The sequence below is a fragment of the Bordetella sp. N genome, from assembly GCF_001433395.1.
Lineage (GTDB): Bacteria > Pseudomonadota > Gammaproteobacteria > Burkholderiales > Burkholderiaceae_B > Bordetella_C.
This window is the reverse complement of sequence record NZ_CP013111.1, coordinates 1,975,734-1,999,015: the sequence shown is the minus strand read 5'-3', so window position 1 is coordinate 1,999,015 and position 23,282 is coordinate 1,975,734. Positions and strand designations below refer to the sequence as shown.

Below are 23,282 nucleotides of genomic sequence, written 5' to 3'. Positions count from 1 at the left end.
GGTAGACGTCGACATGCCGTGAACTACGAAATTTCCCTAAGCTTATACAAAATCGGGATATAGAGGGCTGGGCTGCTCAGCGCTGCGGCAGTGCAAAAGCGTTTGGATTCAAACACCTGTCTGCCGGGCCGAGGCCCGATGTTGCGCTGCACTAGGGACATTCCCGGGGCACGCTTCAAGCGCGTGCCACCGGTCATCCAGGGGCGCCAACGCCTGCCCTGCATAAGAGGGCAGGCCGTTCCTTACTTCGATCGCTTGTGTTCCAGCTCTTTGATGGCGGCGTGGACGGTGGCGACGCCTTCGGTCTGCGCCTGCGCCGAATCGGCGATCTGGGTCATCAGGGTGCGAACGGCCTGTACCGACGTGGTCAGTTGCTGCATGGTCTCGCCCACCGACCGTGCCTGCGCTTCGCCGCTGCTGATCTGTTCCACCGAATCGGAGATCAGGGTGGCGATGGCCTTGGCTGACTCGGCGCTGCGGTGCGCCAGCGCGCGCACCTCACCCGCCACCACTGAAAACCCCCGCCCGGCCTGGCCCGCCCGGGCCGCCTCGATGGCGGCATTCAGGGCCAGCAGATTGGTCTGAAAGGCAATGCTGTCCAGCAGCGTGGTGATCTCGGAGATGCGCGAGGACGCCTCCGTCAATTCGGTCATGCGCTTCATCAGCGCGGCCACGTTGGCGCCGCCGAGGTCAGCGCTGTCCGCCGCTTCGCGGGTCAAGCCATGGGCCTCGTTGGCCTGGGTGGCGTTGACCTGCACCACCTGCGCCATCTCCTGCACGACGCGCGCCAGCGTTTGCGTGCTCTGGACCTGGCGCGTGATGTCGGTGGCGTACTTGACCACCTTGAAGGGCCGGCCATTCATGTCCAGGATGGGGTTGTAGGTGGCCTGGATCCAGACTTCCCTGGCATTCTTGCCCACGCGCCGGTAGACGTTGGCGTCGAAATTGCCCGCCCGCAGCTTGCGCCAGAATTCCTTGTAATCCGCCGACTCGCGTTCGCCGGCCTCGACGAACATCGAATGGTGACGGCCGACGATTTCGTCGTATTCGTAGCCCATGGCCTGCAGGAAGCTCTCGTTGGCGTAGAGGATGATGCCATCCAGCGAGAACTCGATCACCGCCTGCGATTTGCTGATCGCCGCGATCTGCCCCTCCATGTCCGCCTGGCGCATCTTCTCGCCGGTGATGTCGGCGCCGTACTTGACCACGCGCGCCACCCGGCCGCGCCGATCGATGATGGGGTTGTAGGTGGCCTGGATCCAGACCTCGCGGCCGTCCTTGCCGATGCGCTTGTATTGTCCCGAGTCGAAATTGCCTTTGCCCAGCCGGCGCCAGAACGCCTGGTAGTCGGCGCTGGCGCGCTCCAGGGGCGTGACGAGAATGCTGTGGTGGCGGCCGACCAGGTCCTGCAGGTCGTAGCCCATGGCATTCAGGAAGTACTCGTTGGCATGGACGATGGTGCCGTCGGGCAGGAACTCGATGACGGCCTGCGACTGCGACAGGGCATCGAGTTGGGCAGCCGCGGGTGCGCCGGGTCGACGAAAGCAGTTCAGCAATTTCAGTGACTTGAGCATGATTCCTGGGTCAGGTCAGGCTGCGTTGCGCGCCCCATTGCGCGAACGTTGCGGTATTCGACGTGTGCCGTTCGTTTACGTTCGGTCGGGGACAGACTTAATAGCACGGAAGGGCATCCTTACATCTCTGCAAAATGTCTCGCGATTCTCGCGATTCATGTCCAACTGCCCAGGTTCATTTCCAAGCTAATTTCGATAAATATCTATTTGAAGAGAAATAAACGGACATTGTTGTAACGGCGACAATTTACATACTTAACAAATCTTAGCCCGGCCCGTTAACGAAGATGTAACCCGCGTGTAACGCGGCCGTAGATCGTCGTTTTTCTTCCCGCCTGGCGCCAGCCTGGCCGGCGGCAGGGCGACTTAGCCAGGATGTATTTGTCAGATGTCTGTAGACGCTGTTTCTCCCGTCACGCAATCCCGTTTTCCTCTGAACACCTTGACCCGCGCCATCGCGCTCGCGCTGATGATGACGGCGGCGTCGGCCGCCTCCGCCGATGTCATCAGCCTCGATGGGGCCGCGGGCGCGAATGCCCAGACAGGCAGAATCGCCGGCGGTGCGGGCGGTGATGGTGGTGAGTCGTTGTCGGGTGTGAATGGCCAGGCAGGCGCCGACGGCATTTCCGATTCCGCGCAGAATACGGAGCCTCTGGGTGGCAAGCCCTTGGCCAACGGTGGCGCAACGGGCGGCCTCGGCGGTGCGACGTCGGTCAACGTTCCGACGGGCGGCGCGGGCGGCGGTGGCGGTGGCGCCACGGACGTCGTTTCCGCGAACGGATATATCTCCTCGGCCGCCGTCTATGGCGGCAATGGCGGCAAGGGCGGTAATGGCGACCCCGACATCGATCCCGGCGAGTTCTTTGGCAGCGGCGGTGGTGGCGGTGGCGGTGCTGCCGCCGCGGTCATGACGGGAGCCGATTCCATGATTCTGCTGTCTAGCGGCGGCGGCTTGGTAGGGGGCAATGGCGGTGCCGCGGGTTACGGCATTTCGGGCGCCGCGATGCCTGGTACCGGCTTCGCGGCCAGCGGTGGTGACGGCGGCATGGCGATGTCCGTATTGGGCACGAACATGACGGTCGTTATCAGCGACGGTGCATTCGTGAAGGGCGGCGACGGTGGGCGAGGCGGCGCGGGTGACACGTATGTCGGCGCGCCGGCGGCCGACAGTGGCGGTGCCGGCGGCGCCGCCATCAGCATGAGCAACGGCACCATCACGGTGGCGGACGGCGCCTCCGTGGCCGGTGGTTACGGCGGCGCCGGCGGCGCTGCCGGCCTGGCCGGCACGCATATGGGCCTGGGCGGCGCCGGGATCACGGGGCACGACCTGAACATCACGATCGCGGGATACGTGGCCGGCGGCTACGCTGGCGATCTGACGACGCGCGCGGATGCCGTCTTGTTGACTGGCGGTGTTAACACCGTGACCATCGAGCCGACCGCGAACATCGCGGGCAACGTTGTCGCCGCGGGCCAGAGCACGTTGAGAATATCGTCGACCGTGGATCAGACGCTCGCCGCGTCCCTGTTCGGCGACGTTGGCGGCAGCGCGAAATATCAAGGCTTCACCGGCTTCCAGAAGGTCAGCTCGGGCACCTTGACGTTGATCGGCACGACGACCGCGGTGACGCCTTGGGACGTGCGCCTGGGCACTTTGTCGATTTCCTCGGATGCGGCGCTGGGCGCGACTTCCGGTGACCTGACGCTGTCCAACGGCACCCTGCGGGTGACGGGCGCCGGCTTCACCACCAGCCGCAACGTATCGCTGAATAACGCAGGCGGGGTGGTGCAGGTCACCGAAGGGCTGGGAAGCCTGGTGGTCAACGGCACGGTATCCGGGTCCGGCGGCCTGCGCAAGGAAGGCATCGGCACCTTGACCCTGAACGGCGTCAACAGCTATACCGGCGGCACGCAAGTGGCCGCGGGCACGCTGATCGGCAATGCGGCGTCCATTCGCGGTCCGCTGCAGATCGATGCCGTCGGGACCGCCCAGTTCACGCAGGAAACCGATGGCACGTTCAGCAACGCCATCGTCGGGACCGGCGTGCTGCTCAAGGAAGGCGCCGGCCGGCTGACGCTCAGCGGCGATAATTCCGGCTTCGCGGGCGTGACCTCCATCGACGCCGGCACGCTCAACGTGATCAACAACACGCTGGGCGGCAGCGTCCGCGTGACGCCTTCGGCAACCCTGATGGGCGATGGCACCATAGCTGGAAACGTCACCGTCTACAGCGGCGGCACCTTGGCGCCGGGCAAGGACAAGCCGGGCACGTTGACGGTCGGCGGCGACCTGGCCATGAATGTCGGCTCGGTCCTGCGCATCCAGTCGGACTCCGATGGCCAGCACGCCAGCAAGGTCGTGGTCGATGGCGCGGCAACGCTGAACGGCACGGTGGCTTCGGTGGAGGCCAACGGCAATTATTCGACGGCCACCAACTACAGCATCGTCAGCGCCCGCGGCGGCATCACCGGCAGCTTCAGCGGCGTCAACAGCAATCTGGCGTTCCTGCAGCCCACGGTCACCAACACCGGCAACGATGTGGTGCTGACGCTGGTGCGCAAGGACGTGGTCGATCCCGGCACCGGCACCGGCAGCGATGGCGGCAGCACGCCCACGGATGGCGGTTCGACTGGAGGGTCCTCGGGTGGGTCCACCGGCGGCAGCACGGGCGGCAACACGGGCGGTTCGCGTGCCATGACCTTCGCCGACGCGGCGGGTTCGCGTAATCAACGCTCGGTGGCCAATGCGCTGGAGAGCCTCGGTTCGGGCAACGCCCTATACCGCCAGATCGAAAACCTGGCCGACGGCCAGCCGCAGTCGGTGTTCAAGGCCCTGTCGGGTGAAGCGCATGCGTCGACAGTGTCCACCTTGCGTACCGGCGCGGACACGGCGCGCGCGCTGCCGCTGGAACATTTCCGTTCCAATCTGAGCGCCAACCTGCTGGCCGGCGCGCCGACCGCGCAGGCCGGCACCAGCGACGTGGGCAGCAATCTCAGCGCCTTGCCCAGCTCGTCGGCCAAGCCCCTGTGGGCACAGGTCTTCGGCACGTGGCAGACCTTCGGCGGCGGCGACGCGGCACGCGTGACGCAGTCGACCTCGGGCCTGTTCGTCGGTGGCGACCAGGCGGTGGGCGGCGGGTGGCGCGCGGGTGGCGCCTTGGGCTATAGCGATACGCGCAGCCGCGCGGGCGAGGTCTCGTCCAAGGCCGACATCGACAACTACAGCGCCACGATCTATGGCGGGCGCAGCTTCGCCGCCGGCGTCGGCAAGCTGAACTTCCTGGCCGGTGGCAGCTACACCTGGCATGACATCGACAGCCGCCGCGGCATCGACACCAGCGGCTTCAACCAGTCGCTGAAGTCGAACTACAGCGCCAGCACCAGCCAGCTCTTCACCGAACTGGGCTATGCGGTGCCGGTCACCGGCGCGCTGACCCTGGAGCCGTTCGCGGGGGTGGCGTGGAGCGACATGCGTACCCGTGGCTTCTCGGAATCGGGTGGATCGGCCGCGTTGAATGGCGAAGGCGACCGCAATACGCTGACCACCACCACCCTGGGCCTGCGTTCGCGTACGGCCTTCACGCTGGGCAAGCTGGAAGGCACGCTGCGTGGAACGGTGGGCTGGCGCCATGCCTTCGGCGACGTGATCACGCATAGCCGCCTGTCGTTCAACGGCAGCGATTCGTTCACGGTGGCGGGTGTGCCGCAGGCGCGTGACAGCGCGTTGGTGGAAGTGGCCGCCGATGTGGCCTTGTCGCGCAGCGTGTCGCTGGGTCTGGCTTATGGTGGTGCGTTCGGCGGTGGCAATACGCAGAACTCGGGGATGCTGAATCTGGCCTGGAAGTTCTAATCGTCCGGTAGCGCGGGGCGTCGGCATTATCCGACGATTTGCGCGAGTTTGACGAACGGCAGCGCCAGCGCGCCTACATGACGGCCGCGTCATTTCCCTATGGGGGAGATGGCGCGGCCGTTTTTCGCTTGTGGGGCTGATGGCGCGGGGGCGGGAGAATTTTCCAGCGAGCGTTGGGCGCGGGCTTTTGGGGCCAGGAACCGGGCCCAGGAATCCGCGCCGTATGCTGCATGCCGGGACTGAGTATGGCCATTGCTGTTTTGCCAAGTGGCGCGTGGCTGGGGACCGGTTTTCCTCAACGTTCTTGATGAGTGGTGAACCCATGACTATGCCAATTACCCAATCTTCCTCGACGCCTGCTCTGCCCGTGATGTATCCCGATCGCGGGGTCGAGCGTTTGCCACTGCCTCGCCCCCAAAACGATGTCCGCATATCTGATGACGGATCGTTCTCCATTGTCGGGTATGTTGACGTGAGTAGCCGCCCGGCGCAGCCACGCGCATCGCGGGCGGTCCGCTTGCGGGAATGGATCTATGAAAAATTCCCGCGCTTCGCGGCGTTCACCGGCATCGCGCGCGCGAGAAGTGAGGTGGCCGGTGCCAAGGAGCAACTTGCCGTCGCGAAGATTGAGCTTGATGCTAATAAGATCGAACTCTATGGTGCGCGCTTCGACCTCGCTGAAATGGCCAAGGAATTGGACGCCGCAAAGCGCAGTGCGCGTCTTAGCGAACACCAACTCAACCTCGCCAACAACAAACTTCAGATGGAACGCGATGTCACCAAGCACCTGACGGAAAAGGTGGCGACCTTGACGGGGCTCTTGGGTAATGGCCTTGAGTGGGACCGCAGCGACCTGTCCGACAGTGGCCGCGAATCGCAGGAGGAGTTGTCGCCGCACAGCGATGTGAAAACGCCTCAGGCTGGCTCGCCGGTTAGCACGTCGAGCTTTCTGGATGCGCCGGTGATTGTCCGAAAGGCCGTCAAGGCCTTGGTGGCATAAGCTCAAGCCCATAAGCTAAGACGATATCCGTCGTTCTCGTGTCCACCCTGACCCCACAGACTATCCGCCCTTCTTCATTTTGCGGCTCGGCCGTGGGGTCAGGTTCAGCGTGGACACTGTATATCGACAACGACGCCGTCTGCTGCAAGGCGCGGCATTGGCAGCCTTGCCGGCTTGGGCCGCGGCGGCGCCCGCCACGGCGGCCACCACGACCACGGGCGCCGTGGGCAAATATCCTTCGAACACCGTGCGTGTGCTGGTGCCCACGGCCGCCGGCGGCAGCCTGGACACCTTGGCCCGCCTGCTGGCGGAACGCCTGGACAAGGACTTCGGCCAGTCCTTCGTCGTCGAAAACAAGCCGGGTGCCAACGGCAACCTGGCCTTCGAAACCGCGACGCGCGCCACGCCGGATGGTCTGACCCTGCTGCTGGCATCGGACGCCATCACCATCAATCCCTTTCTTTACAGCCAGGTCCACTACGACCCGGTCGCCGGCTACGCGCCCGTTTCGCTGGTCTGCACGGCGGCTCAGGTGCTGGTGGTGCACCCCAGCCTGCAGGTGCGCACCTTGGCCGAGTTCACCGACCTGGCCCGGCGCCGCGCGGCGGAAGGACGGCCCTTGAACATCGCCTCGCCGGGGGCGGGCAGCGCGGGCCATCTGTCGGCCGTGCTCTATCAGCAGCGTGCCAAGGTGTCCTGGACGCACGTGCCATACAAAGGCGGCGGCCCCGCCGTGGCCGACCTGCTGGGCGGTCATGTCGACGGCCTGTTCGTGACCCTGGCCTCGGCCGTGCCGCAGATCCAGGCCAAGGCCCTGGTCGCCCTGGCCGTCACCACGCCGACGCGGTCGGTGGCCCTGCCGGATGTGCCGACCGTCGCCGAGGCGGCGCTGCCGGGTTTTGACGTGACGAATTGGGAAGGCCTGTTCGCGCCGCCCGCGACACCCGTGGCCATCGTCGATGCCTTGCAGCGCAGCGTCGCCACCGCCGCTTCTGATCCGGCGGTGCGTGAGCGCCTGCTGGGCCTGGGTTTCGAGCCCGTGGCGGGCGGTCCGGAAGTGCTTGCCAAACTGGTGCGCGAAAATACCGACAAATGGCGTACGGTGATCAAGCAGGCCGACATTCATCTGGAGTAAGACAGGCATGGATCTGCAATTACGGGGCGACCGCATCCTGGTGGTGGGCGCCAGCGGCGGCATAGGCCTGGCGACAGCGCGCGCGCTGGCGCTGGAGGGTGCGGACGTCACCCTGGTGGGACGTGACGCGGGGCGCATCCAGGCGGCCGCCACGGCGCTGGCCGCTGAAACCGGTGCGTCGGTGCATGGCGTGGCCGCCGACGTGACGGATGCCGCGGCCATCGATGCCTTGCGCGCGCGGTGGGAAGCGCAGGAGCAGCCTTTGGACGCGCTGGTCGTGGCCACGGGCGGCAGCCATCGCGCGCCCTTCGAAGCGCTGGACGATGACGCGTGGCTGGCCAACTACGAGTACAACATCCTGGGCGGTGTGCGGCTGGTGCGAGCTTTCCTGCCGGCCTTGCGGCGCGCCAGCCAGCCGCGCGTGCTGCTGTTCGGCGCCGCCGCGGCCAAGATGCCGTATCCCAACCAGGTCGTCTCCAACGTCCATAAAGCCGGCTTGCTGGCCTTGACCAAGACCCTGGCGGGCGAGCTGGCGCCGGCCATACGCGTGAATGCGATCTGCCCGGGGCGCACCTTGACGTCGCTGTGGCTGAATCGTGCGCGGGACCTGGCGCAAGCCCAGGGGAAGACGGAGCAGGAAATCCTCGATCACTTCGCCGAGGAGATCCTGGCGGGCCGTTTCGCCGAGCCGCGGGAAATCGGCGACGTTGCCGCGTTCATCCTTTCGCCACGCGCGTCCTATGTCGTGGGACAGAGTATCAATGTGGATGGGGGTATCGCGCGGGGACTGTTGTAGGGCCGGGCCCCCAAGGGGCGGCGCCTGCGCCGGGGGCTAGCATACCGGCGCCTCCGGATGCCAAGTCGACTTCGGAGCCTGCGGCGAAGGAAATCTGTGGTGCCCACCAGCAATGACGCGCCGGTCATGGATGTTGCGGCGGCGGGATTGCGTCGTCGTCGCCTGACGCGGCGCGCCTTGCGCTGCCGTTCATGGCCAGGGCCGCCGATGCCTTGCGCGCGGCCTGCATGACGGCAGGCGCGTAAGTTTCCAGTTCGGCCAGGCCCAGGCGGTCCGCCGGACCCGCGACGCACAGCGCGCCGATGACCTTCCAGGAACCGCCGAACACCGGCGCCGCCACGCTGGCCGCGCCGGGGTGCATTTCCGCCAGGGTGCACCAATAACCCTGGCGGCGGATCTGCTCGAACTCCGCGCCGTGTTGGCCTTCGAAGGCCAGCATGACCTTGCCGGCGGAGCCCTTGGTCAAGGGCAGGGATTGGCCCACCCGCGAGCTGCTGGCGAAATCGTCATGGCCGCGCACGCGGATCAGGCGCACGCGGCGGTTGCCGTCGTGGGCGAAGAAAGACGTCGTCTCGCCGGTGCTGCGAGCAAGATCGCGCAGGATCGGTTCCAGCACATCGTGCAGATCGAATGCCACGTGATAGCGCGCGGACAGCCAGGCCGTGGCGGGGCCCAGGCGCCAGCTGGCGTTTTCCAGCTGCACCAGGTAGCCGGCCTGCGCCAGGGTATGCGCCAGACGGAAGGTGGTGGTCTTGGGCAGGCTGGTGCGGCGCGCCAGCTCCGCCAGGCTCAACTGGCTGTCTTCGATGCCGAACGCATCCAGCAGGGCCAGGGCACGGACCACGGCGGTAACGGGTTCAGGGCGGGGCGGGGCGGCCGCGGCGGTGCTGGAGGCGGGGGTGGACATACGAGGGTGGGGTCTGGTGTATAGAGTTGGGGTGGCGTGGCCGTTGCCGGACGTCCGGCGTCCCGGTGTGCAACGGTGTTTCCAGGCGTTACCGGGGCGATCGTTCCACCAGCCGGAACGCTATTGTAGGCGGACGGCGAAGTGCCTAGACTGCCCGCCGACAGAGTCCAAGCAGAATCCCGCAGGAGCAGCACCATGATCATCGATTGTCACGGCCACTACACGACGGCGCCTCAGCGTCTGCGCGATTTCCGGCAAAGCCAGATCGCCGCCGTGGTCGACAAGACCAAGCACATGCCCGATCCCAACATCCGCTTTAGCGATGATGAAATCCGGGAAGGTCTGGAAAACAACCAGATCCGCATCCAGCGCGAGCGGGGTGTCGACCTGACCCTGTTCTCGCCGCAGGCCGGCCAGATGGCTCACCACATCGGCGACAGCAAGGTCAGCGCCACCTGGACCCGCTTGTGCAATGACCTGATCCATCGGGCGGTGGAACTCTATCCGGCCAACCTGGCGGGGGTTTGCCAACTGCCGCAGTCACCGGGCGTGAGTCCCGCCGAGTGCATCCCGGAACTGGTGCGTTGCGTGGAGGAGCTGGGCTTCGTCGGCTGCAACATCAATCCCGATCCCACCGACGGCTACTGGACCGATCCTCCGCTGACGCAGAAGTATTGGTATCCGCTGTTCGAGAAAATGGTCGAACTGGACGTGCCGGGCATGATCCACGTCAGTTGCTCCTGCAATCCCAATTTTCACTTCACCGGGGCGCATTACATCAACGGCGACACGACGGCCTTCATGCAATTCCTGCAAGGCGATGTGTTCAAGGATTTCCCGACGCTCAAGATGATCATCCCGCATGGTGGCGGCGCCGTGCCTTACCACTGGGGTCGTTATCAAGGCCTGGCGCAGAACCTGCAGCGCCCGCCGGTGGAAGAGCTGTTGAACAACGTGTACTTCGACACTTGCGTCTATCACCAGCCCGGCATCGAATTGCTGCTGCAAGTGATTCCGCCGGAGAACGTGCTGTTCGCGTCGGAGATCGTCGGCGCGGTGAAGGGCATCAATCCGCGTACCGGTTTCAACTATGACGACACCAAGCGCTACATCGACGCGGTCAGCTGGCTCTCCGAGGAGAACCGCCGCCTGATGTTCAGCGAGAATGCTTTCAAGGTCTACAGCCGCCTGCGTCCTGAATTGGAACGGCGCGGCGTTTTGGCATAAGCACACCACAGGAAGGAGTTCAGGATGAACGCAGGTTTTCAGGTTCTCAAACGCAAGCGTGCCGTCGATGCAGAGACGACGGCCAAGTTCGCCGCATTGCCGGTGGCCAATATCAGCGATGCCATGCATCGCGTCGTCGCTGGCGGGCCGCGCCTGCGTCCGCTGCACAAAGGTGGCGTGCTGGCGGGGCCGGCGCTGACCGTCAAGGTGCGTCCGGGCGACAACCTGATGATCCACATGGCGCTGAACATGGCCGTGGAAGGCGATGTCATCGTGGTTGACGCGGGCGGCGACCTGACCAATGCCCTCATCGGCGAACGCATGATCGCTTATTGCGTGGCGAAGAAGTTCGCCGGCATCATCATCAACGGTTCGGTGCGCGACCTGGCCTGGATCCGCGAGCATGACTTCCCCGTGTACGCGGCGGGTGTCACGCACCGTGGCCCCTACAAGGACGGCCCGGGCGAGATCAACGTGCCGGTGGCCTTCGATGGCCTGGTCATCGAGCCGGGCGACCTTGTGGTCGGCGACGACGACGGGCTGCTGTGCATCGCCTACGATGCGACCAAGGAAGTGCTGGTGAAGGCGCAGGCCAAGCACAAGCAGGAAACCGACACCTTCGCCGACATCGGCAAGGGCGACAACAATCGCGCGTACTACGAGAAGCAGTTGCGCGACAAGGGTTGCTACTTCGAAGAGTGATGGCTTAATGGCCTGATCTGGCTGGCGTCATCTGGCCCGCGCCTTCACGGCTGCGGGCCTGCCGGGCAGGAAACGCTCCCTCGGGAGACAGGGCAACCTCCAAGGGTTGCCCTTTCCTTTATTGTTCGCCGATGGCGCGACGCTTCAGCTGGGCCGCGAAGAACGCGCCCAGCAGGGGCAATATCACTGCCGTGCCGCCGAACAACCAGTACGGCTCCACCCGCTGCACCAGGGCGGCCGCCACGGCCACGCCGGCCGACTGGCCCAGGAACAGGCAGCAGGCGAATAGCGCGACCGCCGTGCCGCGCCGCGCCGGCGCCATCTGCGTGGCATTGGTCTGCAAGGTGCTGTGGATCAGGTAGTAGCCGAAGCCACTGAGCAGGCTGGCCACCGCGCACCACGTCCAGGTGGGACCCAGCGCATACAGCCCGCAGGCCGCCATCAGCACCAGGCCGCCGGATGCCACCAGGCCGATCTCGCCCAGCCTGGCGATGAGCCTGCGCGAGATGATCACATAGCCGATGCCGCCCACCGCGAACAGGCCGCCGATGGCGCCTGACGCCGTCGGGCCGAGCTGGAAGCGCTGTTGCACGTAGGTGGGGACGAAGGCGAGCACGCCGAAGACCAGCGCGCCTTCCAGAAAGACGGTGAACAAAATCGTACGTGCCCAGGGGTAGCCCAGCACATTGCGGATGGGTCCCAGGAAACCGGCGGGGACCGCGCGCTCGGCGTCCGAGCGGGCCGGCGTCAGGCGCACCAGCAGCATGCCGGCGGCCAGGTAGATGGCGGCCAGGGTGGCGAAGGCGGCGCGCCAGCCTATGGTGTCGGCGAACAGGCCGCCGATAAGCTGGCCCGCGGCCATGCCGATGATGGTGCCGGTGATGAAGCGTGCCAGGGTGGCCTGACGCTGGGCGTAGTCGACGTTGTCGCCGATCCAGGCCATGGCCAGCGGGATGATGCCCGCGCCGGCCGCGCCGGACAGGAAGCGGGCGACCAGCATGCCGTTGAGACTGGGCGCCAGCGCCGCGCCCAGGCTGCCCACCGCGCAAAGAAACGCCGCGGCCGTCACCGTACGGTACTTGCCGTAACGGTCCCCCAGGGGCCCGAACAAAAACTGGAACACCCCGTAGGCCACCGCGAATATCGTCACCACCCCGGCCGCTTCACCGGTGCTGGTCCCATATTCCAAAGACAGCTGCGTCAGCAGCGGATCGCAAATCCTGAATGCGCACGCGCTGGCAAAGGCAGCAATCGCCAGGACCAGGATGATGCGATGTGGGGCAGGAGCAGGGTTAGCGGATTCGACTGGCGAAGAAGACGGTGCGGCGCTCATTGAACGGGGTCGGCAGAGGCAGGAGCCGCCATCATGCCACCATTACGCCGCGGGCGCGGAAGCTGCGGCGGTCTTCGCGCAGGACGGCCAGCAGGCGGTCGCGACTTTCGCGTACGTGTGCCTGCACCAGCGCGACGGCGCGTTCGGCGTCGCCTTCGCGCAGCGCGCCGAGGACCGCGCGGTGTTCGGCCCAACCGTGGCCGATGGGGTCGCTTTCCAGCCAGCGCGTGCGCGCCAGCCGGTTCATGGCGTCGGCCACGCCGCGGCTGATGAACTCATTGCCGGCCAGCTGCGCCAGGCGCACGTGGAATTCCAGGCCGATGCGGTGGGTCTCCTCGGCACTGGCCTGTTCACCACAGTCATCGAGCAGGGCTTCGATGTCATCCAGGCCGGCGTGGTCCAGATTGGCCACGGTCAGCCGCATGGCCGCCACTTCCAACACTTCGCGATAGACGAACAACTGCTCGATCTCGGCGATGTTGATCGGCGTGACCATCCAGCCACGCCCCTCGCGACAGACCAGTCCTTCGGACTCCAGGCGCAGCAGGGCGGCCCGCACCGGGGTGCGCGAGGCACCCATCTGCGCCTCGGCCCAACGTTCGGTAAGACGTTCGCCGGGTCCCAATTGCATGTCGAGGATCATCGCGCGTAGTTGTTTTTCGACTTCCAGGGATTGGGACATAAAAACTCCTGACCGGGCGAGCGGCGGCAACAGAATTTAAAAAGCGGAATTGACAAGCCGCCGGACGGTGTTTAATGTATCCCAGCTTGGTATCCCAAGCAAACGACCCTCAGGATTTCGTCCGACACTCCCCCCGATCCCATGGCTTTAGATCCCAATCCCCACTGGCACCGCAATCTGCTGGTCTGCCTGTTTGGCTCGTTCTCCACGCTGGTCGGCATGACGCTGATGCTGCCTTTCCTGCCCCTCTACGTCGAGGAACTGGGGATCAAGGACCATGCGGCCATCGTCCAGTGGTCGGGCATCGCCTACGGCGCCACGTTCCTGACGGCGGGCATCGTCGCGCCGCTGTGGGGCCACCTGGGTGACCGCTATGGCCGCAAGCCCATGTTGATCCGCGCCAGCCTGGGCATGGCCATCTGTATTTCCCTGATCGGCTTTTCGACCAACATCTGGCAGTTGCTGGCCTTGCGGCTGTTGACGGGTATCGCCGGCGGCTATTCCTCCGGCGCCACCATCCTGGTCGCCGTGCAGACGCCGAAGAATCGTTCGGCCTGGGCGCTGGGCGTGCTGTCGTCCGGCATCATGGCCGGCAACCTGATCGGGCCCTTGATCGGCGGTTCGCTGCCGCCCCTGATCGGCATCCGTGCGACGTTCTGGTTGTCCGGCGGCCTGATCTTCATCGCCTTCCTGGCCACGACCTTCCTGGTCAAGGAAGGGCCGCGGGCAACGACCGCCGCCAAGGACCGTCCCAAGGGCGGCTGGGCACACATTCCCCGCCGCGACGTGGTCTTGACCATGTTGTTCACGGGCATGCTGCTGATGTTCGCCAACATGTCCATCGAACCCATCATCACGGTGTACGTGAACACGCTGGTCGCCGATCCCTCGAAAGTCACCTTCGTGGCGGGCCTGGCGATGTCGGCGGCGGCGCTGGGCAGCATTCTTTCCGCATCGCGCCTGGGCCGGCTGGCCGACCGTATCGGGCATGGTTACGTCATCGTACTGGCGCTGGTCGTTGCCGCCATCCTGTTGATCCCGCAGGCCTTCGTCACGGCCGGCTGGCAACTGGTGGGACTGCGCTTTTTGATGGGCCTGGCGCTGGGCGGCCTGCTGCCCTGCATCGCGGCCGTGGTGCGGCACAACGTGCCGGACCACTTCGTCGGCAGCATCATGGGCTGGTCAGTGTCGTCCCAATATGTAGGGCAGGTGACCGGCCCCTTGCTGGGCGGCTATGTCGGCGGCCATTACGGCATGCCCGCGGTGTTCCTCGGCACCAGCGTGTTGCTGCTGGTGGGCGCGGTGGGCACCTGGCGAGTGGCGGACATCGCCGGTCGCAAGGCGGCGAAGGCGGCCAAGGCCGTGGGCGCGGAGTAAGAACGCAAAGCGCGGATCATCCGCGCGAAGCCCGAACCGCGGGCTGCCACCTGGCTGCGGTCTGGGTGTTGCTTGCGCGGCTGGCTAGAACCCCAATCCAATCGCCAGCCCCGCCGCCACCAGGGCCAGCACCAGCACGCCGGCGACCAGGGTGATCAGTTCGACGGGTCGGAAGGACCGGGCGACCATGGCCAGGGAGGGGAGGCTGACGGGCGGCAGCGTCACGAGCAGGGCGGCGGCGGGGCCGGCGGCCATGCCCAGGGACAGCATGGCCTGCACGATCGGCACCTCACCGGCGGTGGGGATGACGAACAGCAGGCCCGCCACTGCCAGGCCGATGATCCACAGCCATTCATTGCCGATGCTGGCATCGACATGCGGGAACAGCCAGGCACGGGCGGCGCCCAGCAACAGCACCAGGACGATGTATTCCGGAATGAGGCGCGCTGCCATGCGCACGAACAAGCGCAGCCAGCGGACGAAGGGATGCATGTCATCGTCGGCTTGCACGTCGACGTCGGCGGCCTGCATGGCCTCGGCCTGCGCTTCGTCGAAGTCGCGGGTGTCGCCCCGGCTCATGCGATTGATCAGCCAACCCAGGCCGAACACCATGACGATGCCCAAGGCCAGCCGCAGCCCCATCCACTTCCATCCCAGTACGAAGCCCATGAACACCAGCGTGGCCGGATTGAGCATCGTGTTGCCCAGCCAGAATGCGACCGTGCTGCCTGGCGCGGCCTGGCAGCGGCGCAGACCGGCTACCACCGGCGCCGCGCAACAGGTGCACATCATGCCGGGCACCGACAGCAAGCCGCCCGCGAAGACGCTGCCCAGTCCCGTGCCGCCCAGGGCGCGCACGATCCAGCGCCGCGGCAGCAAGGCCTGCACCGCGGAGCCCAGCAGCAGGCCCAGGACCATGGCCTGCCAGATCGCCTTGCCGTAAGCCAGGGCGTAGTTCAGCGCGGCCGTGAGCGACGCCGGCGGCGGCGCGGCCTCCGTACCCATCAGGATGGACGCGCCGATCGAATGATGCTCGGCCGCCACGAAGGCCCGCTGGTAATAAGGCGACCATTTCACGTAGAACAGGCCGGCGACGGCCAGCACTACGAAAACGGCGATGCCCCATGCGGGATGGAATGAGCGTTGTTGGCTGGTGTGCGTGTTCATGGGGGCGATACTGCTACTCACTATTACCCGATGGTCTGCGTGACGGCGCCGTCGCGGTCCTTGATCATCGTGGGCAGCACGTCGAAGCGCAAGTCTTTCCAGGATTTGACGTCGTAGGCGCCGCGGCGCGGCTGCAGCAGCGAGCAGCGAGCAGCGAGGCAGGCAGGACATACTCGGGAGCCTGATCAAGGTGCTGGTTGCCCGGCGAGGCAAAGCGATCAGCGCGAGCCAATTTCATCAAACGCAATAAAAAACTGGATTTGAAGCGGAAATCCATTTTGGCACACGAGAAAACCTGGTGCCTGGTCTACCGGTGATCATAATTATTCTATCCAGGGCAATAATATTACCCAGTTTGTGATCTGTATCCATGAGCGGCGCGCGCTCAAACTGCAAGCAATCCAACCGAGCCGACGCGCCCGCCATGAACACCTCCGCCGTTACGCAGCTATTCGAACCGTTATCTTTCTTGCATGGGCCGACTATGCAAAACCGGTTCATGCTGGCGCCTCTGACGAATCAGCAAAGCGAGCACGACGGTTTCGCTTCCCGCCACGACCAGGACTGGATGAGGCAGGTCGGGGAAGGCGGCTACGGCTTGGTCCAGACCTGCGCCACGACCGTCGAGGCGAGCGGCATCGCGTTCGCGCGGCAACTGGGAATACACCGCGATGAGCATCTCGCAGGGCTGGGCGAGATGGCTGCCTCGATCCGCAGGGGGGGCGGGCTATCCGCGGTGCAGCTGCACCACGCCGGACATCGCGCCCGGCCGGAACTCGGCGGCATTCCTGCACCGGCATCGAATTCGACGTTGCCCGGCGTAAGGGCGCTGACGACGGAAGAGGTGGAGCGTATCCGCGACAGCTTCATCGCTGCTGCCCGCAGGGCTGAACTCGCTGGCTTCGATGGCGTCGCGCTGCACGGCGCCTTCGGCTGGATATTGTCCGAGTTCATGTCTCCGATCCTGAACGATCGCACCGACAAGTACGGCGGAAGCCTTGAAAACAGGGCCCGTCTCACGATCGAAATTATCGAAGGCATCCGCCACGCCTGTAGCCCGCGGTTCCAGATCGGCTGGCGTTTGTCCGTCGAGCGATACGGCCTGCGCCTGGAGGAGCTGCGTGACATCACGGCCGACATCCTTGATCGCGAGTTGATCGACTATCTGGACCTGGCGCTATGGGACTCCGCCCAGGTCGTGCAAGCCGGCGCCTATGCCGGCCGCAAAATGCTCAGCGTCTTCACAAAAATTCCGCGCAAGGGCGTCCGTGTCGGCGCCGCAGGCAAGATCATGAGCGCGCGGCGCGCGGCGCAGTTGCTGGAAGAAGGATGCGACTTCGTCCTGATCGGCCGCGCCGGCATCCTGCGACCCGACTTTCCCCTCCAGGTGAAGGCCGACCCGTGCTACGACAGTCCCCGGCTACCCGTGACGGCGCAGTTCCTGCGCGCGAGCGGACTAAGCGAACGCTTCATCAACCACATGCGGGGATGGCAGAACTTCCTCGTGCCCGGATCCCTTTGATCTGAACCCGCTATTCCGGATACCCCGGACCAGGGAGACATTCATGTCGCAAACGCCACGCAAGAACCAGCCCGAATCCTATGTCCCGCCGAAAGTCTGGACGCCGGGTACCGAATATGGCGGGACGTTCGGCAGCATCAACCGCCCGGTGTCGGGAGCGCGATTTGACAAGGAACTGCCGGTAGGCCTGCATCCGCTGCAGCTCTATTCGCAGGGCACGCCAAACGGCCAGAAAGTGACGATCCTGCTGGAGGAGTTGCTGCAGGCAGGCCATTCCGGCGCCGAATACGATGCATGGCTTATCGACATATTCAAGGGCGACCAGTTCGGCAGCGGCTTCGTGGGCATCAATCCCAATTCGAAAATCCCGGCACTGGTGGACCGCTCGGCCGCTCCGGCCATGCGCGTATTCGAGAGCGGATCCATTCTTGTCTATCTTGCGGAGAAGTTCGGCGCGTTCCTGCCGGCCGAGCGCCGCGCACGCACCGAGACCTTCAACTGGTTGATGTGGCAAATGGGCACGGCGCCTTTCGTGGGCGGAGGCCTGGGACACTTCTATGCCTATGCGCCGATCAAGATCGAGTATGCGATAGACCGCTATGCCATGGAGGTCAAGCGCCAACTGCATGTACTGGATACGCATCTGGCCTCGCACGAGTTCCTTGCCGGCGGCGAATACACCATTGCGGACATTGCCGTCTGGCCGTGGCATCCGGGCAGCCTGTACGGTGTCTACAACACGCACGAATTCCTGAACGTGCGGGAATACGAGAACGTTCTGCGCTGGTACCACGCCATTGCCGCGCGCCCCGCGGTGAAGCGCGGCAGGCTGGTGAACCGCGTGTCCGGCGACCCCGGCACATTCCTGCGCGAACGCCATGACGCAAGAGATTTCGACGCGTTGACGTGATGTGTATCGACTCGAAGCGCGCCGGCTCGAACCGCGTTGGTGAAGGCGCGAGTAATGGAGGCGGCCCCTTATTTATCTATCGCAAGCGAGCTGCCCGTGGCCGCTCTCACATTCTCCGTACGAGGTTTTTCCATGAAGCTGTATTTTTCGCCAGGGTCCTGCGGACTCGCCTCTCAGATAGCGCTGCACGAGGCTGGCCAGACGTTCGATCTGGTCAAGGTCGATTTCAAGACCAAGACCACGGTTGAAGGCGATTATCTGAAAGTGAGCGCCAAGGGCGTCATCCCGGTATTGAGACTGGATGACGGCGATCTCATCACCGAGGGGGCGGTCATCCTGCAGTGGATTGCTGATCAGAATCCCGCAAGCAATCTGCTGCCGCCCGTCGGAAGCCGCGAGCGCTACAAGGCTTTGGAGTGGCTGAATTTCATATCGACCGACATGCACAAGGGCATGGCCGTGATGTTCTCGCCGTTCCTCGATGATGTGACGAAGCGGCGATTCGCCGACGGCAACCTGATACCCAAGTTCGAGTATATCGACGAGCACCTGGCCACGAACGACTACCTGATGGGGGCCCGGTTCTCGGCCCCCGATGGCTACCTGTACACCGTGCTGTCCTGGACACCCAGGGTGGGACTGGATCTTTCCGGACATGCCTCGATCCAGCAATTCATGGCTCGCATGGAGGCGCGAGCCAGTGTTCGCGCGGCGCGAGAAGAAGAGCAACGCCTGGCTGGCTGAACATCGACCGCAACTCACGAGGTATTCATGAGAACTCTTTTCGACCCTGTCGTCCTGGGCGCGCTGAACGCGGCCAATCGTATCGTCATGGCGCCGTTGACCCGTGCGCGCGCCACCCGCGACCATGTACCGACTCCTGTGATGGCGGAATACTATGCGCAGCGCGCCGGCGCGGGTCTCATCATCGGGGAGGCAACCGGTATTTCCCGCCAGGGCGTGGGCTGGCCGTACGCGCCGGGCCTCTGGTCCGCCGCGCAGGTAGAGGCGTGGCGCATGGTCACGCAGGCGGTGCACGATAGAGGTGGACTGATCTTCGCGCAGCTCTGGCACATGGGCCGCATGGCGCATTCCGCCGTGACGGGGTCGAAGCCCGTATCGAGCAGCGCCACCGCCATGCCGGGCGAGGCGCACACGTACGACGGCAAGAAACCGTTCGAGATAGCGCGGCCATTGGATGTCAGTGAGATTCCCGGGCTGGTCGCCGACTACGTCACGGCCGCTCGCAATGCGATCGAGGCAGGCTTCGACGGCGTCCAGATCCACGCGGCCAACGGACAGTTGATCGACCAGTTCCTTCGCGACAACAGCAATATGCGCACGGACGAATACGGCGGCTCCGTCGCCAATCGTGTGCGTCTGCTCGGCGAGGTGACGCAAGCGGTCACGGATGCGATCGGCGCTCATCGTACCGCGGTGCGCTTGTCGCCCAACGGCGAGTCCTACGGCGTGGACGACAGCGATCCCGCGCCGCTGTTCACGGCTGCGGCCCTCATGTTGAACGCCATGGGCATCGCATTCCTGGAATTGCGCGAGCCGGGTCCGGAGGGAAGCTTCGGTAGCACCGATGTTCCGCGGCTGTCACCGCTGATCCGCACACACTTCGAGGGTCCGCTCATTCTGAACAGCGACTACGACCTGGCGCGCGCCAAGGCCGACATCGACAGCGGGCTCGCCGACGCCATCAGTTTCGGCCGTCCATTTCTTGCCAATCCGGACTTGGTGGTCCGGCTGCGCAATGGGGCGCCCTTGAACCAGGATGAGGTCCACACTTACTACAGCCAAGGGGCCGAAGGCTACACCGACTACCCGACATTGACAGAGCAAGACCTGCGGGTCGAACCTGAATTGGAGCAAGACTCATGATGCAAGACTGGACCGGTTATCGCGCGTCGCTTCTGGAGCGCGTCGGCGACTTTGCGAAGCACAGCCCGGACGTGTTGCGTGGCCTGGCAACCATGGATAACGCGGCGGCTAAGAGCGGGCATCTGGAGCCCAGGATCCACGAGCTGATCGCGCTGGCGGTGGCAGTGACGACGCGCTGCGACGGATGCATTGCAGTGCACACGAAAAAGGCAGCCGAGGCGGGCGCATCGCTGGAGGAAATCTCGGAAGCATTGGCTGTAGCCATCGCGCTGAACGCCGGAGCGGCGCTGACCTATTCGGCGCGCGTGATCGAGGCCTATCAGCAGTTGGGGTAGCCGATGAACCCTGCGCAAAGGCGGGTAAGGCGACCGGTAGTCACCGAGTTGCGTTCGAGGGCCGTACCACTATGGCAGCAAGGCAATCCTGTTCGGTGAACCGTCCGCTCTGCCATCTGGCGCTGCGCCCAGCGCGGGACGCGCGGCGGTTGCAGCGCAGGCCGCCGCTCACTCGCCCGCCGGAATAGGCAGCGGGAAAAACCCGCGGTAAGGCCGCGCGTCTTCCACGCAGCGCGCGAACGACGGCCGTTCGAGCAGGCGCTTGCGGTAAGAACGAATGTTGGGATGGCTAGCCCCGACGGGATGCACCCAGTGGGAATAAAACAGGAAGGGCGCCGCCGCGCAATCGGCCAGCGTGAAAGCGTCGCCGGCCGCCCAGACTCGTCCTGCCATGTGCTTTTCCAGCCAGCCGTAGGCATTGTCCAGCATGGTGTGCGCCTCGGCCACGCCGTAGGGATCGCGCACCGCCGGGTCTTCCCTCAATTCGTTGAACACGATCTTCTGCACGGGCGCGGAGATGTAGTTGTCGAAGAAGCGGTCCAGCCAGCGCACCTCCAGGGCCGCCGCTGTGTCAGCTGGAATCAGCCGCAATGGCCCGGGGTGGTAGACCTGCAGGTGCTCGACGATGCAGGTCGCTTCCATGACCTGCCGGTCGCCGTCGACCATGAAGGGAAATCGTTTCACGGGCCACAGCGATGCCAGGTCTTCGTAGCAGGGCGAGCCGGGCCCTTCGACGATACGGGCGTCGAAGGCGATGTCGTTCTCATAGAAGCCCAGCAGGGCTTTGTGGCAATACGAGGAAAAGGGGTGGTAGTAGAGTCGCGGCGCCATGGCGGTTTCCTTGGTACGTGGTGAGGACGGGGTGCTTGTACTCACGACGAATGGGCACGCCGGCTTTCGACATGCGGGCGACGTTTCCCGGGTGACCGCCGTGAGCCGGCGGGGCGGGCATACCGGGCAGCCGGGCGGATCAGGCGTCCAACCGGCTCAGGCCGCTGCGCGGGCCACCACGGCATGCTCGTCGGGCACGGTAATGTCCCGCGTCACCGGCAGGGCGTTGCAGGCAATCAGGCGCGTCAGCAGCGGCCATAGCTGGCGGGGCAAGTCGTGTCCCATGCCGGCGATCAGGTGAAACTCCGCACCCAGGATGGCGCGCGCCACCGCGCGGCCGGCCGCGGGCGGCAGCATGCGGTCCTTGGCGCCGTGAATGACACAGGTGCGTGCCTGGATGCGCTGGGCATAGCGGCGTAGATCGCCCGTGCCGAGCAAGGCCATCAGCTGGCGCCGAGCGCCGCCGCCGTCGATGCCGCGTTCACCCAGGCGGTCGATCAGGGCATCCATCTCCGCTTCGTCGACCGGATAGGCCGCGGATCCCAACGCCTGGAACAGGGCTTTGACGTGGGCTTTCTGCCCATGCAGGCCGGTCTCCGGGCGCGGCTTGCGCAGCAGCTTCCACAGCAGGCTGGGCGCGGTCGGCGGCAGGAAGGGCTGACAGGTGCTGGAGAAGATGACGGCCAGCGAGGCCACGCGTGCCGGATAGCGCCCGGCGAAGACCTGCGCGATCATGCCGCCCATGGAGCCGCCGACGACGTGCGCCTGTTCCAGTCCCAGGCCGTCGAGCAGGGCGGCAGTATCGTCCGCCATGTCTTCCAGGGTATAGGGGACCTTGCTTTGCATGCCCAGTTGCGCCCGGGCAATCAGCCACCACAGGTTGGGCGGCGGCACCAGGCTGCGTATGCGTCCCGACAAGCCGATGTCCCGATTGTCGTAGCGGATGACACGGAATCCGGCCTCGACCAGCCGCCTGCAGAAACCATCGGGCCACAACAGCATTTGTGCGCCCAGTCCCATGATCAACAACAACGGCGGGGCATGCGGATCGCCCCAGTCTTCGTAGGCCAGCCGTACTTGCGGTGTATCGATGTGGCCGCGCCGGATCGGCGTGCCCAGGGCGTCGAAGTGGGGTGCATTCATGGCGGCAGGGTCCTCGCGGTAGACACGACGAAACGGCCGCCGCGGCGCACGGGCGCCACCGCGCGCGACCGACTGTCGAGTTTACGCGCGCACCGCGAAAATTGTTGCGCTGTGTCATGGCAGCCGCGTCCCCGTCGCCGGGGTCGGGATGTCATGACGATGTCACGGTGCGAGGGCAGCAGCGTCCTGCTACAAAGGTTTGACGTACTGCCCGACCTGGGCGGCCGCGCCGTCGGCCCAGGTATCGATCAAGGCCTTCAGATTCTGTGGCTGCACGGAGCCCTGGCCCTGCGCCGTGCTGCGGATCTGCTCACCCGTGCCGCCGCGGACCGAGGCGAACAGCAGTTGGCCCGTCTGGCTGTCCAACACCTGCGTTTCGATGGCCAGGGAAGCGTTCTGCGGCCGTCCGCCTTCGATGGCGGCCTTCGCGCCCGTGATGATCAAGCCGATGGGGATGTATTGGTAAGGCGCCAGGGCCTCGGTTTCGGCGCCGACGGCGGTGATGGCCAGACGCACGTGGGCGATGCCGGGGCCGGAGTGATTGACCAGGCGGACCTTGTTGGCCAAACGGCTGCGCACCGCTTCGTCCATGTATTGGCGCACCTGGTTCATGGTGGCCATCGACACGTTTTCCGTGGGCTTCGGTTCAGGATAGAACACGACGGGATCGACCCACAGGCCGTTGTATTTGTCAGGCGTGAAGGCCGGGTTGATATAGGCCAGCCGGGTGCCCCCGCCCGGGGCGTCCTGTTTTTCCAGGCGGGAGTAATCGCCCAGGAAGCCGGACTCGCGCGGCGGCGGCGAGGAGGCGCAACCCGCCACCAGAAGAACGGTGGAGACAGTCAGCAGAGACTTACGCAGAAAACGGGATTTCATGGCGGCACCTCTTCTAGGAACTGGGAAC

Annotated in this window: 20 protein-coding genes; 12 read left to right on the top strand and 8 right to left on the bottom strand. The window is 65.2% G+C overall.

Annotated features, from left to right (window positions below):
* Window positions 1-242: 242 nt before the first annotated feature.
* A complete protein-coding gene (locus ASB57_RS31800) occupies window positions 243-1,574 on the bottom strand; it encodes a PAS domain-containing methyl-accepting chemotaxis protein (RefSeq protein ID WP_057651848.1) in 1,332 nt (443 codons plus the stop codon).
* A 388-nt stretch (window positions 1,575-1,962) separates the two neighbouring features.
* Here ASB57_RS31800 and ASB57_RS08570 point away from each other — a divergent pair, with 388 nt between their 5' ends.
* The 4 genes from ASB57_RS08570 to ASB57_RS08555 all read left to right on the top strand — a co-directional run bounded on the left by ASB57_RS08570 (window position 1,963) and on the right by ASB57_RS08555 (window position 8,355).
* Entirely contained in the window at window positions 1,963-5,424 is a 3,462-nt protein-coding gene (locus ASB57_RS08570) for an autotransporter outer membrane beta-barrel domain-containing protein (protein ID WP_156414099.1), read from the top strand.
* A gap of 322 nt (window positions 5,425-5,746) precedes the next feature.
* On the top strand, window positions 5,747-6,424 hold the full coding sequence (locus ASB57_RS08565) for a hypothetical protein (protein WP_156414098.1): 678 nt from the start codon (window positions 5,747-5,749) through the stop codon (window positions 6,422-6,424).
* Between the two features lie 109 nt (window positions 6,425-6,533).
* Window positions 6,534-7,559 carry a tripartite tricarboxylate transporter substrate binding protein gene (locus ASB57_RS08560; protein ID WP_197425003.1) on the top strand — a complete coding sequence of 342 codons (1,026 nt, stop codon included), beginning with the start codon at window positions 6,534-6,536 and terminating at the stop codon, window positions 7,557-7,559.
* 7 nt (window positions 7,560-7,566) lie between these two features.
* Window positions 7,567-8,355: an SDR family NAD(P)-dependent oxidoreductase gene (locus tag ASB57_RS08555; protein WP_057651844.1), complete on the top strand. Its 789-nt coding sequence runs from the start codon at window positions 7,567-7,569 to the stop codon at window positions 8,353-8,355.
* A 124-nt stretch (window positions 8,356-8,479) separates the two neighbouring features.
* Here ASB57_RS08555 and ASB57_RS08550 read toward each other — a convergent pair whose 3' ends face one another.
* Window positions 8,480-9,262, bottom strand: a complete 783-nt coding sequence (locus ASB57_RS08550) for an IclR family transcriptional regulator (RefSeq protein ID WP_057651843.1) — start codon at window positions 9,260-9,262, stop codon at window positions 8,480-8,482.
* A gap of 195 nt (window positions 9,263-9,457) precedes the next feature.
* On the opposite strand from ASB57_RS08550, the gene ASB57_RS08545 reads away from it, so the two are divergent.
* Both ASB57_RS08545 and ASB57_RS08540 read left to right on the top strand, forming a co-directional pair.
* Complete coding sequence (locus tag ASB57_RS08545; protein WP_057651842.1) at window positions 9,458-10,489, top strand: amidohydrolase family protein; 1,032 nt, start codon at window positions 9,458-9,460, stop codon at window positions 10,487-10,489.
* 24 nt (window positions 10,490-10,513) lie between these two features.
* Window positions 10,514-11,191: an RraA family protein gene (locus ASB57_RS08540; RefSeq protein ID WP_057651841.1), complete on the top strand. Its 678-nt coding sequence runs from the start codon at window positions 10,514-10,516 to the stop codon at window positions 11,189-11,191.
* A 118-nt stretch (window positions 11,192-11,309) separates the two neighbouring features.
* Here the strand turns inward: ASB57_RS08540 and ASB57_RS08535 are convergent, their stop codons facing one another.
* Together ASB57_RS08535 and ASB57_RS08530 are read right to left on the bottom strand one after the other, a co-directional pair.
* Window positions 11,310-12,524, bottom strand: a complete 1,215-nt coding sequence (locus ASB57_RS08535; RefSeq protein ID WP_057651840.1) for an MFS transporter — start codon at window positions 12,522-12,524, stop codon at window positions 11,310-11,312.
* A gap of 31 nt (window positions 12,525-12,555) precedes the next feature.
* Window positions 12,556-13,206, bottom strand: coding sequence for a GntR family transcriptional regulator (locus ASB57_RS08530; protein WP_057651839.1), 651 nt, complete (start codon window positions 13,204-13,206; stop codon window positions 12,556-12,558).
* A gap of 141 nt (window positions 13,207-13,347) precedes the next feature.
* Between ASB57_RS08530 and ASB57_RS08525 the strand changes: the two genes are divergently transcribed.
* Window positions 13,348-14,583, top strand: coding sequence for an MFS transporter (locus ASB57_RS08525; protein WP_057651838.1), 1,236 nt, complete (start codon window positions 13,348-13,350; stop codon window positions 14,581-14,583).
* Between the two features lie 84 nt (window positions 14,584-14,667).
* On the opposite strand, the gene ASB57_RS08520 is transcribed toward ASB57_RS08525, so the two are convergent.
* Window positions 14,668-15,750, bottom strand: a complete 1,083-nt coding sequence (locus ASB57_RS08520) for a permease (protein ID WP_057651837.1) — start codon at window positions 15,748-15,750, stop codon at window positions 14,668-14,670.
* 424 nt (window positions 15,751-16,174) lie between these two features.
* Between ASB57_RS08520 and ASB57_RS08515 the strand changes: the two genes are divergently transcribed.
* From ASB57_RS08515 to ASB57_RS08495, 5 genes are all read left to right on the top strand, one after another.
* Complete coding sequence (locus ASB57_RS08515) at window positions 16,175-17,272, top strand: NADH:flavin oxidoreductase (RefSeq protein WP_082621460.1); 1,098 nt, start codon at window positions 16,175-16,177, stop codon at window positions 17,270-17,272.
* Between the two features lie 43 nt (window positions 17,273-17,315).
* A complete protein-coding gene (gene yghU, locus ASB57_RS08510) occupies window positions 17,316-18,182 on the top strand; it encodes a glutathione-dependent disulfide-bond oxidoreductase (protein ID WP_057651836.1) in 867 nt (288 codons plus the stop codon).
* Between the two features lie 132 nt (window positions 18,183-18,314).
* A complete protein-coding gene (gene gstA, locus ASB57_RS08505; RefSeq protein ID WP_057651835.1) occupies window positions 18,315-18,926 on the top strand; it encodes a glutathione transferase GstA in 612 nt (203 codons plus the stop codon).
* A gap of 27 nt (window positions 18,927-18,953) precedes the next feature.
* Complete coding sequence (locus ASB57_RS08500; protein ID WP_057651834.1) at window positions 18,954-20,069, top strand: alkene reductase; 1,116 nt, start codon at window positions 18,954-18,956, stop codon at window positions 20,067-20,069.
* Window positions 20,066-20,404, top strand: coding sequence for a carboxymuconolactone decarboxylase family protein (locus tag ASB57_RS08495; RefSeq protein ID WP_057651833.1), 339 nt, complete (start codon window positions 20,066-20,068; stop codon window positions 20,402-20,404). Before ASB57_RS08500 ends, ASB57_RS08495 begins: the two co-directional genes overlap by 4 nt.
* A 168-nt stretch (window positions 20,405-20,572) precedes the next feature.
* Here ASB57_RS08495 and ASB57_RS08490 read toward each other — a convergent pair whose 3' ends face one another.
* The 3 genes from ASB57_RS08490 to ASB57_RS08480 all read right to left on the bottom strand — a co-directional run bounded on the left by ASB57_RS08490 (window position 20,573) and on the right by ASB57_RS08480 (window position 23,254).
* Window positions 20,573-21,235 carry a glutathione S-transferase family protein gene (locus ASB57_RS08490; protein WP_057651832.1) on the bottom strand — a complete coding sequence of 221 codons (663 nt, stop codon included), beginning with the start codon at window positions 21,233-21,235 and terminating at the stop codon, window positions 20,573-20,575.
* A 156-nt stretch (window positions 21,236-21,391) separates the two neighbouring features.
* Entirely contained in the window at window positions 21,392-22,378 is a 987-nt protein-coding gene (locus ASB57_RS08485) for an alpha/beta fold hydrolase (protein ID WP_057651831.1), read from the bottom strand.
* A gap of 189 nt (window positions 22,379-22,567) precedes the next feature.
* On the bottom strand, window positions 22,568-23,254 hold the full coding sequence (locus tag ASB57_RS08480) for a DUF3313 domain-containing protein (protein ID WP_057651830.1): 687 nt from the start codon (window positions 23,252-23,254) through the stop codon (window positions 22,568-22,570).
* Between the last annotated feature and the right edge of the window lie 28 nt (window positions 23,255-23,282).

Coding starts and splice junctions, on each gene's coding strand:
- ASB57_RS08525 (WP_057651838.1), top strand. CDS start 13,348: ATGGCTTTAGATCCCAATCCCCACTGGCACCGCAATCTGCTGGTCTGC.
- ASB57_RS08550 (WP_057651843.1), bottom strand. CDS start 9,262: ATGTCCACCCCCGCCTCCAGCACCGCCGCGGCCGCCCCGCCCCGCCCT.
- ASB57_RS08540 (WP_057651841.1), top strand. CDS start 10,514: ATGAACGCAGGTTTTCAGGTTCTCAAACGCAAGCGTGCCGTCGATGCA.
- ASB57_RS08515 (WP_082621460.1), top strand. CDS start 16,175: ATGAACACCTCCGCCGTTACGCAGCTATTCGAACCGTTATCTTTCTTG.
- ASB57_RS31800 (WP_057651848.1), bottom strand. CDS start 1,574: ATGCTCAAGTCACTGAAATTGCTGAACTGCTTTCGTCGACCCGGCGCA.
- ASB57_RS08570 (WP_156414099.1), top strand. CDS start 1,963: ATGTCTGTAGACGCTGTTTCTCCCGTCACGCAATCCCGTTTTCCTCTG.
- ASB57_RS08495 (WP_057651833.1), top strand. CDS start 20,066: ATGATGCAAGACTGGACCGGTTATCGCGCGTCGCTTCTGGAGCGCGTC.
- ASB57_RS08500 (WP_057651834.1), top strand. CDS start 18,954: ATGAGAACTCTTTTCGACCCTGTCGTCCTGGGCGCGCTGAACGCGGCC.
- ASB57_RS08530 (WP_057651839.1), bottom strand. CDS start 13,206: ATGTCCCAATCCCTGGAAGTCGAAAAACAACTACGCGCGATGATCCTC.
- ASB57_RS08545 (WP_057651842.1), top strand. CDS start 9,458: ATGATCATCGATTGTCACGGCCACTACACGACGGCGCCTCAGCGTCTG.
- ASB57_RS08480 (WP_057651830.1), bottom strand. CDS start 23,254: ATGAAATCCCGTTTTCTGCGTAAGTCTCTGCTGACTGTCTCCACCGTT.
- ASB57_RS08535 (WP_057651840.1), bottom strand. CDS start 12,524: ATGAGCGCCGCACCGTCTTCTTCGCCAGTCGAATCCGCTAACCCTGCT.
- gstA (WP_057651835.1), top strand. CDS start 18,315: ATGAAGCTGTATTTTTCGCCAGGGTCCTGCGGACTCGCCTCTCAGATA.
- ASB57_RS08490 (WP_057651832.1), bottom strand. CDS start 21,235: ATGGCGCCGCGACTCTACTACCACCCCTTTTCCTCGTATTGCCACAAA.
- ASB57_RS08485 (WP_057651831.1), bottom strand. CDS start 22,378: ATGAATGCACCCCACTTCGACGCCCTGGGCACGCCGATCCGGCGCGGC.
- yghU (WP_057651836.1), top strand. CDS start 17,316: ATGTCGCAAACGCCACGCAAGAACCAGCCCGAATCCTATGTCCCGCCG.
- ASB57_RS08520 (WP_057651837.1), bottom strand. CDS start 15,750: ATGAACACGCACACCAGCCAACAACGCTCATTCCATCCCGCATGGGGC.
- ASB57_RS08565 (WP_156414098.1), top strand. CDS start 5,747: ATGACTATGCCAATTACCCAATCTTCCTCGACGCCTGCTCTGCCCGTG.
- ASB57_RS08555 (WP_057651844.1), top strand. CDS start 7,567: ATGGATCTGCAATTACGGGGCGACCGCATCCTGGTGGTGGGCGCCAGC.